We start from the raw sequence: 9,968 nt of genomic DNA, 5'->3' as shown, positions 1-9,968 counted from the left end.
CCCGCGCGTGAAAGTCTGAATCTCTACAAATACTTGATTCTCAGCCGGCCATATCGTCGATTTTTGACTCAGTAGTATTAGCGGAGCGTAATCCGCCGTCGAGGCGGCGGGTTACGCCTGCGGCTAACCCGCCCTACGAGACCACGCTCCCTCGCCTCCTTGTGCCTAAGAATTCCGCAATGCGGTATGTGACGCTGATGTCACAGTTACATTTATACCGACTCCCAAATATAATATGACTATTCAAAGGCATCTCTGCGCTTGCTAGGGTCTTCGTCCAATCTCAGGTTGACGAATTCGCTCAAGAAATGAGCGGCGGCCGGGGGTGAGCCGAGGGGAAGCGCGTGCCGGGACGAGGCTCCGGGCCGGACGCGTCAGACAACAGCCGGAGCCTGGGGACGCTGCGAGGAGCAGGAAAATGAGTGGGTTTGTGACGACCGCACGCGTGTGCGGCGTAGGGATTGCTTTGTCTTGTTTGCTGGGAGGCGGAGCCGTTGCCGCCGATCTGCCGGTGAAGGCGCAGCCGATTCCTTATGCCGGTGTCGATGATTTCTGGACGCGGCCGTATCTGTTCGGCGATCTCGGCCGGACCCGGTTGAAGGAGCAGGGCATCTCGCTCGCGCTCACGCTCGGCGACGAGGCCGTCACCAACCTGTCCGGCGGCTCGCGCAACACGTCGGCCAATGCCGGGCAATTGTGGTTCGAGGCCAAGTTCGACATGGCCAAGCTCGCCGGCATCCAGGGCGGCCTGATCGGCATCACGCTGGTCGACCGCTTCGGCAAGAACCTCAACAGCGAGGCCGGCATTCCGGCGCTGCAGCTGACCAACGAGGTGTTCGGCCGCGGCAATATCCTGCGCCTCACCGAATTCTACTATCAGCAGAAGCTGCTCGATGACCGCCTCGTGCTGAAGGGCGGCCGGCTGCCGGTCGGCTCGGACTTCTTTTTCGGCCAGTGCGAGTTCATCAACCTGACGTTCTGCGGCGGCCAGCCCGGCAACATCCAGGGCGGCTACATCTACAACTGGCCGGTGAGCCAGTGGGCCGGCGTGGTGCACTACAACTTCACCAAGGAGTGGAAGCTGTCGGTCGGCATCTACGACGCCAATCCGAACTACCTGACGACGTCGGATGCCGGCGTCTATCTCGCGCCGGGTATTCCGCGCTCCAATCCGGCCTCGGGCGTCCTGGTGCCGGTCGAGGTGGTGTATGAGCCGAGCGGTCCGCTCAACGGCACCTGGCGGTTCGGCGGCTGGTATGACAACGCGTCGACCATCGACGGCGGTCTGCCCGGTGTCACCGGCGTCTACCTTGGCGGTCCTGGCGTGGGCGCTCAGAACCTCAGCGATTCGCGCGGCCGCTACGGCATCTACGAGTCGATCCTGCAGCGCCTGACCGTCGAGGGTCCGAAGGCGCAGGGCTGGTACACCTTCCTCAACACCAGCGTCGCCGATCACCGCACCGCCTATCAGGACTACCAGATCTCCTGGGGCATCAAGCACACCGGAACCTTCTCGTTCCGTCCCGAGGACGAGGTCGGCTTCGCGGTCGGAACCACCCACGTCAATTCGGCGGCGCTGACGCCGAATGCCGGCGGCAACGAGATTCCGCTGGAGGCCTGGTACGGCTGGCAGGCCACCGGCTGGATGAACCTGAAGTTCGACGCCCAGTACGTGATCAATCCGGGCGGCCGCGGCTTCAACGCTGCCGGCGTGAAGACCGGGAATGCAGTGGTCCTCGGCCTGCGCACGGTGGTGCACTTCTGAGTGGCGTGTCACGGGAGGGGCGGATGTCCAGCATCCGCCCCTTCCGGCCGGTTTGCTCCTGCCCATCCGGGTGGGGGCGCGATGCGTTGGTATCGGTTGACTCTTTTGCGCTGCGACACGACATCTCCCGGGCACTGCCGCGCCTGCCCAGGAGACCGCCATGACCGCAACCGACGTTCCTCTTGCCCCTGGCCAGCGCCTGGGCGACGAGGTCGTGGACTGGCTCACCAGCGGCACCCACGACGAACGCTTCATCGACAATATCTTCGCGCAGATGTGCATCCGCCTGCAGCGTGCGGGCGTGCCCGTCAAGCGGGCGTCGTTGCACGTGCGCATCAATCACCCGCAATGGCTCGGCGCGCGCATCGTGTGGAGCGACGGGATGGAGAGCTCCGAGATCGACCGCGTCGACTACGACGTCGGGTCGCGCTCCGAGTTCATCGGCAGCCCGGTGAGCGAGGTCTACCAAGGTGCCGACGAGATCCGCGAGGATCTGGCGCGCGATGCTGCGCTCGGCCGGCAGCATGGCGTCTATGACGACATGCGGGCGCTGGGCCTGACCGACTACGTCGCCTGGCCGATCCTGCACACGCTCGGCAAGCGCCACTGCGTCACCTTTTCGACTGACCAGCGCGGCGGCTTCAATGATGCCGAGATCGCTGCGCTGAAGCGGCTCCTGCCGGTGCTGGCGCTGGTCAGCGAGATCCGTATCAAAAACAGGCTGGCGCGCACCTTGCTCGAAACCTATGTGGGAACGCATGCCGGCGAGATGGTGCTGGCCGGCGCGACGCGGCGCGGCAGCGGCGAGACTGTGAGTGCGGCGATCATGATCTGCGATCTGCGCGACTTCACCAAGATCTCCGACAACTGGCCGCGCGACGACGTAATCGATCTGCTCAACGGCTATTTCGACGCGATGGTCGAGCCGATCACCGACCACGGCGGCGAGATTTTGAAGTTCATCGGCGACGGCCTGCTGGCGATCTTTCCGCTGAGCCAGCCCGGCGCCTGCGAGAACCTGCTGCACGCCGTCACCGGCGCCAAGCAGGCGATGGCTGACCTGAACGCGCGCAACGCCGAGAGCGGCCGCGAGCCGCTGCGCTTCGGCATCGGCATCCATGTGGGCGACGTCATGTACGGCAATATCGGCTCGCGCACGCGGCTCGACTTCACCGTGATCGGGCCGGCGGTGAACATGGCCTCGCGCATGGAGGCGCTGACCAAGCAGGTCGGACGTCCCGTGCTGATGTCGCGCGCGTTTGCCGAGCTGGTCGAAGGCCCGTTCGCGCTGGAGCGCGTCGGCGAATTCCCGGTGCGCGGCTTCAGCGACCCGATCGAGCTGTTTTCGTTCGAGGGGTAGAGACGTGTCGTGTAGCCCGGATGAGCGCAGCGACATCCGGGTTCACCACGACCGTCTGCGATGACCCCGGATGTCGCTGCGCTCGTCCGGGCTACGCGCTCGTGCTTGGCGCCTGAGCTAGCCAAACTCGCGATGGAGCCGCAGGAACGCCTCGGTCGGACGGTCATAGCTCACCAGCTTGACGTCGAGGTCGAAACCGGAGGCCAGCAGCAGCGCCCGGCGCAGCGCATCTTCGATCCAGGCGTCGTCGTTTCCGAACGCTCCGCCGCCCACGCTGGTGAGCAGCACGATGTTCCACCCGCGGGCCGCGTTGAGCACCGCGGCCCAGATCGTCGCCTCGTAGCTCGCCTCCAGGACAAGGCGCGCGAAGGATTCCCAATAGCGAGGCGCGGCTGAGCAATAGGCCACGGGAAGCGCGGAGCAGAACGCTTGCGACACCGTCGACATCGGCTCTATTGCGTCCGTCAGTTCGACATCGCTGTGAATGCCGATCCGAAGGTGTCCACGCAGCGCGTCGATCTCCTCAGGGCTGCTCGCCGCGAGCAGCGCGGTGATGGTATCGAGCCCGCTGCGGGTGCACAGCGCGTAGCCGTTGGTCATCGCCCAGAGCTCGCCGGTGTCGCGGGGCAGGCGGCTTCTCAGCGCCGCACCGAGATCTGCGAGCGCGTCGAGCTGCCGGTCGCGGGTCTGGCCTGATTGCTTCCCGACGGGAGCGAAGTAGTTCCGGTAGATGGTCGCTGCGCCGGCGGCGACCGCGCAGGCCGGCCCTTGTGTCGGATCGGACTGATAGATCGTCACGCCGTCTTCGGGTGTGGCGTGCGGTCCGACCATCTCCAGCAGGTTGAACTGCGACGCGACCTGGAACAGGGCGCCTGCGAACTCCGGAAGCAGATGCAGGGTGCGGACGTCACCGCTGACCAGGCCGACGCGAAGCTTCCCCGACCTGCACGGCGATTGCTGGGCTTGTCGCCGAAGCTCCGACAGGGTCGGAAGCTCGAGCCGTCCGGTCGCGTAGCTCCGGCCGTTGACGAGAGATGTGAGGCGTCCATTCTCGACCTTCAGTCGGGCCCGCGTGGAGGCATAGTCGACTTCCGTAAATCCCGTGAGCCTTTCGAACCAGTTCACGATTGCTCCTGCCATGTTCACGCCGGATCGAGATACGGCGCGACCAGCTCGCGCGTCTCGGCGCTGGTCACCTTAACTGCGGTGCCGACCCCCTAAACGAGCGATGAGTCGGGCGCAAGGCCAGTCAGAGCATCGACCAGGGCGGCCATTCCAGCACCTCCGGCGCGATGACAAGCAGGGTTGGCGCGACGAGTCCTCCTGCGACGCGGATTGCGGTCGTTGACCGTAGTGAGATCCCGCGTGCCTGGGCGAGCAGGGTCAGGACTCGAATCAAGACACCCGTGACGAAGCCGATCTTCGTCACAACCAGCAATGGTCCGCCGAGAAGGAACGGGGCGCACGGGGCGGAACAGCCATCAAATATCGGCGAGAACAATAAGTCGCGAAGACTGTGAACCCTCGTCACCAGCAGCGCAACAAGGGTCGCGATCAGCAGTGCGCGCCACGACGGAATCAGCGCAGCGATGGCGTAGCCGATGAGGCATGCGGCAAGCAATTCGGTTGCATAATCGAGCATCGATCGCGCTTCCTGCGATCACGCCCGATCGAGATACGGCGCCACCACCTCGCGCGTCTCGGCGCTGGTGACCACCGGCACGATCTCGAAGGTCATGCCGGAGTCGCGGGCATTGTCGAGGATCCATTGCTGCAACAGCCGAGCGTCGTCGCATTCCATCAGCTGGAAGCAGCGGTCGAAATTCGGCTCGATCCAGCTGCCGAGATATTTGAGGCCGTCGGGAAACTTGATCCCGGGGTCGCGCACGCGGCGATAGACCGGGATCGGATCGCGGTCCTTGAAACGTTCGATCACCATGAACAGCATGCGCGCCTCCGTGGCAGGTTCTGGCGCGCATTGTGAGCGGGTTTCGCCTCCTGTTCCAGATCGTTCCGGTTGTCTCGCGATCCGGCGCGGAGTCGCGCTCACCGTCCTCCCGCCATCATCCGGCTGAGGCAATTGTTAAACGCCATGGTGTCGCCGCCGGCGCCGTTGCGGCCATATTCCCAATGGCCCGTGGCGGGGTTGCAGCGACCGCCGATCTGGATGGCGCAGCGCTGGCTGATGCTGGTGCAGCGGCCGCCGCCGCTGACGCGCTTCGGCTCCGGCTCGGAGCGCATCGCTACCGCCGGCTCCTTCTTGCGGGTGGGCTCCTCGCGCTTCGCAGGCTCGGTCTGCTTCCTGGCGACCGGCTGGTCCTTGCGCCGGACGCAATCGCCGTCATCGTCGCGGATCTGGCCCGCGGGGCAGGCGATCGCGACGCAGCTCTCGCCTTCGGCGCGCTGCCCCGTGGGACAGAGCAGCGGACAGACGCGGCCGGACCTCGCCTTGACCGCATCGAGCGCATCGATGCTGGCGATCTTGATGTCGAACGTGGTGCCGGCCTGCTTGTTGAAGCGCTCCAGCGCGCGGCGCGCATTGCCGTCCCAATTGCCGCCGCCGTCGGCGCTGCTGCAGCCGACGCGGCGCAGCTCGGTCGCGAGCAGACGTGGAAGGTCGGGAGGCGGTGTCGCGGCCGGCTTGTCCGCCGGCGTGGGCAGCGCTGCGACGACGACCGGATCGGGCGATGCGGCCGGCCTCTCGGCCTCGGCTCGCTGGGGCGGCTCGGGCGGGCTGCGTGTGACTTCGGGCGCCGCGGGGGGCGCCGCACCGGATGCGCCTGACGCGAGCTTGGCGCGCTGCGCCTTGGCGAGCGCCGCGTAGAAGCCGGAGGGATATTTTTCGATGAATGCATCGAACGCCGCGGCGCTGCCGATGCGCTCGGCGAGTTCGTAGTCGCGCCGCATCGCCGCGTCGGGATCGGCGGCTGCGCTCGGCGCGGATGCCGCGGGCACCAGCGCGACATCATTGCCGCCGAGCGAGCCGTAGACATAGGGCTCCTGGCGATAGCCGGTCGCCTTCAGCACGTCGTCGCGGACGAAGCCGAAGGCGCGGCGCAGATCGAGGCCGGGCTTCGGCAGATGCGCGACCAGCGCCTGTGCGAACGGGCTGTTGCTGGCGTCGCCATCCGCGGCGGTCGAGCCCGCCTTGGCCGAGAACGCGATCATCGTGTTCGGGCTCGCCGGCTCGACCTTGGCGAGGCCGCGGCCGATGCTGCGCGAGGCGACGCTGCGCTTCATCGTCTTCGCAAACGGATTGTCGCGGCAGGCGTCGAGCACCACGAGCCGAAGCTGCTTGGCGGGCTCGATCGCGAACAGCACGCGCTCGAGCGCGATCGCCTCGTCGAGCACGTCGCTGTCGGCTTCCAGCGAGGCGTCGGTCGGGATCAGATAGTTGACGCCGTCGAGCTCGATGCCGTGGCCCGCATAGTAGATCACCGCGACCTCGGCCTCGCGCGCCCGCGCGCCGAACTCGCGCAAGGCGCGGCGCATCTCCTGAACGCCGAGATCGAGCCTAGTATCGACCCGTTCGAAACCTGCAGCGCGGAACATGTCGCCGACGAGCTTGGCGTCATTCGCCGGATTGGAGAGCCGCGCCACCGTCTTGTAGGCGGAGTTTCCGATCACCAGCGCGATGCGCTTGTCGGCCCAGGCGGCCGAGCTGGAACTGATGAGGACGAGCGCAAGTAATAGGTAACGAAATGCCGCCATCCCAGCTCCCCGCAGTCGATGGAGCGCCAGACTATCCGGCCATGTCGCCAAAGCAAGCCGATGCGTCCCGAGCGAGCGATCGGGATGCTTTGTTCAGCTACTGACCCGATGGCGTCCGCAGGCCGTGCCATGCGTCGCGGACCTGGTGATAGTGAACCTCGGGCAGATAGTCCGGCGTGTTCAGGTTGAGGTTCTTGACGTCGAGCCGGCCGACGGCGCTGAGCAGCGTGTAGGAGGCGATGACGCGGTCGCGCTGGGCGCCGATCAGCCGCGCCTTGGCCTGGATCAGGTCGGACTGTGAGTTGAGGACGTCCACCGTGGTGCGCTGGCCGCCCTGCGCTTCGCGCGAGACGCCCTGCAGCGCGACGGTGGCGGCCTTCACCTCGGCCTCGGAGGCGCTGACGGCGACCTTGGCGCCCTCATTGGCGACCCAGGCGCTGACCACGGCGGTGCGCGTCTGGTTGCGGATCTGGTCGAGCACGAGCCGGCTCTGCGCCGCGAGCTCCTTGCTCTGGCGCGTCTGTGAGGCCGCCGTGCCGCCGTCATAGATCGGCGCGGTGACGGCGCCGACGATCGAGGCCTGGTCGGTGCCGAAGGTGCCGAGCGTCTGGTCCGAATCGCGGCCGCGGCTGACGCTGCCCTGCAGGGTGACGCTGGGCAGCAGCGTGCCTTCGGCGATGCGGATCGAGGTCGAGGCGGCGTCGACGTCGAAGCTCGCCGCGGCGACCGCCGGGTTCTCCTTGTTGCCGAGCGCAATGGCGTCCTCGCGCGAACGCGGCAGCAGGCGGTCGACCGGATCGGCGGCGCGCAGCTGGCTCGGGGCCATGCCGATCACCTGCGCATAGGTGGCCTGGCTGATGGCGAGATTGACCTCGGCGGCGTTGAGGTCGGACAGGCCGCGCGACAGCCGCGCCTCGGCCTGCGCGGCGTCGGTCGGTGTGACGTCGCCGGCATTCAGCCGGCGCTGCGTCACCGCCAGCGTCTCGCGCAGGAAGGCGACGTTGGAGCGCTGCGCTTCGACCAGCGACTGGTTGGCGAGCACGTTGGTGTAGGCGGTGACGGCGTCGAGCAGCACGCCCTGGCCGACATTGCGCAGCGCCTCGCGGCCGGACTGCACCTGCAGCTCGGCCAAGCGCACGCTGTTGGCGGTGCGGAAGCCGTTGAACAGCGTCTGCGTGACCGTCACGCCGATGGTCCACGGCTTCAAGGTCGCGGTCTGAACGGTGTTGCCGGGCAGGAGATTGCGCACCGCCTGCAGGCCGCTGCTGAGGCTTGCGACCAGCTGCGGACGATAGCCGGCCAGTGCCTGCGGCACGTTCTCATCGGTGGCGCGCTGGCGCGCGCGCTCGGCGTTCAGCGCCGGATTGGTCTGATAGGCCTTCACCAGCGCGGCGGCGAGGTCCTCGGCGCGTGCTGGCGAGCTGATGGCGGCAAGGCAGGCTGCGAGGACCAGGCCGAGGCCGCTCCTTCGCGCACGTACCCTGCCGACGCCAAAATTCTTGGCCCGACCCACCATCCGACTCCGCCGCGTCCCACGATCTTAACCGATCGTTTACCTGTTTACGGCGCGGCGCTGCCACACACAAACCGGGGATGTGGAATCCGCCGGGCTTTTCCATGGTTTGTTGTGGCGCTCTCGCCACAGGACGGCGGTCGCGCCGCCATGGGATGGCCCCATTTCGACGCGCTCGGTAAGCAGGTGAGGGGCGCATCGCCAGCGCGTCCGCGAATCGATTCGCGGAGCTTTCGCGCGGTGGACGTCGGAGCTAGCGGTTCTTGTTCACCGGCTTGCGCTTCTCGATGAACGCGGCCATGCCCTCGGCGCGGTCCTCCAGCGCGAAGGTCGCGTGGAAGAGGTTGCGCTCGACGTTCATGCCTTCGGAGAGCGGGGTCTCGAAGGCGCGGTTGACGGCCTCCTTGGCCATGGCTGCTGCTGGGCGCGACATCGACGCGATCTTCTCGGCCGCGGCCATGACTTCCTCCAGCAGCTTGTCCGCCGGCACGACGCGGCTGACGAGGCCGGAGCGCTCGGCCTCGGCGGCATCCATCATGCGGCCGGTGAGGCAGAGGTCCATCGCCTTGGCCTTGCCGATCGCGCGCGTCAGGCGCTGCGTGCCGCCGATGCCGGGGATGGTGCCGAGCGTGATTTCCGGCTGGCCGAATTTGGCGGTGTCGGAGCAGATGATGAAGTCGCACATCATCGCGAGCTCGCAGCCGCCGCCGAGCGCGTAGCCGGAGACCGCGGCGATGGTCGGCTTGCGGCAGCGCGCGACGCGGTCGCCGCCGATCGCGGTGAAGTCGCTCGAGAACATGTCGATGAAGCTCTTCGGCTGCATCTCCTTGATGTCGGCGCCGGCCGCGAAGGCCTTCTCGCTGCCGGTGATCACGATGCAGCCGATGGCGTCGTCGGATTCGAGGTCGTCGACCGCCGCGGCGATCTCGCGGAAGACGCCGAACGACAGCGCGTTGAGCATCTTCGGCCGGTTCAAGGTGATGACGCCGACGGCGCCTTTGCCCTCGACGATGATGTGCTCGAAAACGCTCATGGCCCAACCCCCGCAAATCAAAACAGCGGGCAATGTGCCCGCTGGATCGATGCGCATCAAGTGTGGCGAGGCGCAGGCCTCAGATCATGCCCTCAGACCATGAACATCCGCGCCGCCGAGCCCAGAGTGAGCAGGGTGCCGCAGGCGATGAAGATCTTGCCGATGATCGAGGCCTTGTCCCAGCCCGAGCTGTCGTCATTGCTGACGGTGACGAGGTTCACGGTGGCGCTTTCCGTGCCCGCGGCAGGCTCGCTCGGCGCGGCATCGGCCGATTGCGCGGGCGGCGCGGCTTGCGCCTCGGCCGGCATCGGCGCGGGAAACCCGTCCTGTTTCAACCCGTCCTGCTTCGCAGCCGGCGCACTGTCGGAGCCCACCGGCAGGAACGGGCTGTAACCCTGTTGCTCGGCCGCAGGCGCCAATCCAGTGCCAACAAGGCCCAGAACGAACGCGGCGGCAATGATCAATGCTGAACGTCCACTGGCTTGGATCGTCATCGTCGGCCTTCTCCCCATCCCGCCAGCCCAAGTGGGAGTGAGACCCCGACAGATGTCGAGAACGGGGCAGAAAATGGGTATCTTCCTGCCGG

At 66.8% G+C, this 9,968-nt stretch carries 9 protein-coding genes; 2 read left to right on the top strand and 7 right to left on the bottom strand.

Features of this window, described 5'->3' with window-relative positions:
* Window positions 1–418 precede the first annotated feature (418 nt).
* The gene (locus ACQR1Y_RS23590; RefSeq protein WP_434878388.1) at window positions 419–1,765 is read left to right on the top strand and encodes a carbohydrate porin; all 1,347 of its coding nucleotides are present in this window, start codon (window positions 419–421) and stop codon (window positions 1,763–1,765) included.
* Window positions 1,766–1,925: 160 nt separating this feature from the next.
* Entirely contained in the window at window positions 1,926–3,125 is a 1,200-nt protein-coding gene (locus ACQR1Y_RS23585) for an adenylate/guanylate cyclase domain-containing protein (protein WP_434878387.1), read from the top strand.
* 117 nt (window positions 3,126–3,242) lie between these two features.
* On the opposite strand, the gene ACQR1Y_RS23580 is transcribed toward ACQR1Y_RS23585, so the two are convergent.
* From ACQR1Y_RS23580 to ACQR1Y_RS23550, 7 genes are all read right to left on the bottom strand, one after another.
* Window positions 3,243–4,250, bottom strand: a complete 1,008-nt coding sequence (locus ACQR1Y_RS23580; RefSeq protein ID WP_434878386.1) for a hypothetical protein — start codon at window positions 4,248–4,250, stop codon at window positions 3,243–3,245.
* Between the two features lie 124 nt (window positions 4,251–4,374).
* On the bottom strand, window positions 4,375–4,767 hold the full coding sequence (locus ACQR1Y_RS23575; protein ID WP_434878385.1) for a hypothetical protein: 393 nt from the start codon (window positions 4,765–4,767) through the stop codon (window positions 4,375–4,377).
* An 18-nt stretch (window positions 4,768–4,785) separates the two neighbouring features.
* Window positions 4,786–5,073 (bottom strand): DUF3303 domain-containing protein, encoded by a 288-nt coding sequence (locus ACQR1Y_RS23570; RefSeq protein ID WP_434860991.1) that lies wholly within the window; start codon window positions 5,071–5,073, stop codon window positions 4,786–4,788.
* Between the two features lie 98 nt (window positions 5,074–5,171).
* Entirely contained in the window at window positions 5,172–6,836 is a 1,665-nt protein-coding gene (locus ACQR1Y_RS23565) for a caspase family protein (RefSeq protein WP_434878384.1), read from the bottom strand.
* A gap of 97 nt (window positions 6,837–6,933) precedes the next feature.
* On the bottom strand, window positions 6,934–8,352 hold the full coding sequence (locus ACQR1Y_RS23560; RefSeq protein ID WP_434878383.1) for a TolC family outer membrane protein: 1,419 nt from the start codon (window positions 8,350–8,352) through the stop codon (window positions 6,934–6,936).
* Window positions 8,353–8,602: 250 nt separating this feature from the next.
* Window positions 8,603–9,382 carry an enoyl-CoA hydratase gene (locus tag ACQR1Y_RS23555; protein WP_434860994.1) on the bottom strand — a complete coding sequence of 260 codons (780 nt, stop codon included), beginning with the start codon at window positions 9,380–9,382 and terminating at the stop codon, window positions 8,603–8,605.
* A 92-nt stretch (window positions 9,383–9,474) separates the two neighbouring features.
* Entirely contained in the window at window positions 9,475–9,876 is a 402-nt protein-coding gene (locus ACQR1Y_RS23550; protein WP_434860995.1) for a hypothetical protein, read from the bottom strand.
* Window positions 9,877–9,968: the final 92 nt, after the last annotated feature.

This window comes from Bradyrhizobium sp. HKCCYLRH3099, from assembly GCF_051167855.1.
Taxonomy (GTDB): Bacteria; Pseudomonadota; Alphaproteobacteria; order Rhizobiales; family Xanthobacteraceae; genus Bradyrhizobium.
Note: the sequence above shows the minus strand (reverse complement) of the source record. Positions and strands in the feature narration are given on the sequence as shown.

What these genes read in the sequence shown, in the direction of transcription:
- ACQR1Y_RS23570 (WP_434860991.1), bottom strand. Translation starts at nt 5,073, where the DNA reads ATGCTGTTCATGGTGATCGAACGTTTCAAGGACCGCGATCCGATCCCG.
- ACQR1Y_RS23575 (WP_434878385.1), bottom strand. Translation starts at nt 4,767, where the DNA reads ATGCTCGATTATGCAACCGAATTGCTTGCCGCATGCCTCATCGGCTAC.
- ACQR1Y_RS23585 (WP_434878387.1), top strand. Translation starts at nt 1,926, where the DNA reads ATGACCGCAACCGACGTTCCTCTTGCCCCTGGCCAGCGCCTGGGCGAC.
- ACQR1Y_RS23555 (WP_434860994.1), bottom strand. Translation starts at nt 9,382, where the DNA reads ATGAGCGTTTTCGAGCACATCATCGTCGAGGGCAAAGGCGCCGTCGGC.
- ACQR1Y_RS23565 (WP_434878384.1), bottom strand. Translation starts at nt 6,836, where the DNA reads ATGGCGGCATTTCGTTACCTATTACTTGCGCTCGTCCTCATCAGTTCC.
- ACQR1Y_RS23550 (WP_434860995.1), bottom strand. Translation starts at nt 9,876, where the DNA reads ATGACGATCCAAGCCAGTGGACGTTCAGCATTGATCATTGCCGCCGCG.
- ACQR1Y_RS23560 (WP_434878383.1), bottom strand. Translation starts at nt 8,352, where the DNA reads ATGGTGGGTCGGGCCAAGAATTTTGGCGTCGGCAGGGTACGTGCGCGA.
- ACQR1Y_RS23590 (WP_434878388.1), top strand. Translation starts at nt 419, where the DNA reads ATGAGTGGGTTTGTGACGACCGCACGCGTGTGCGGCGTAGGGATTGCT.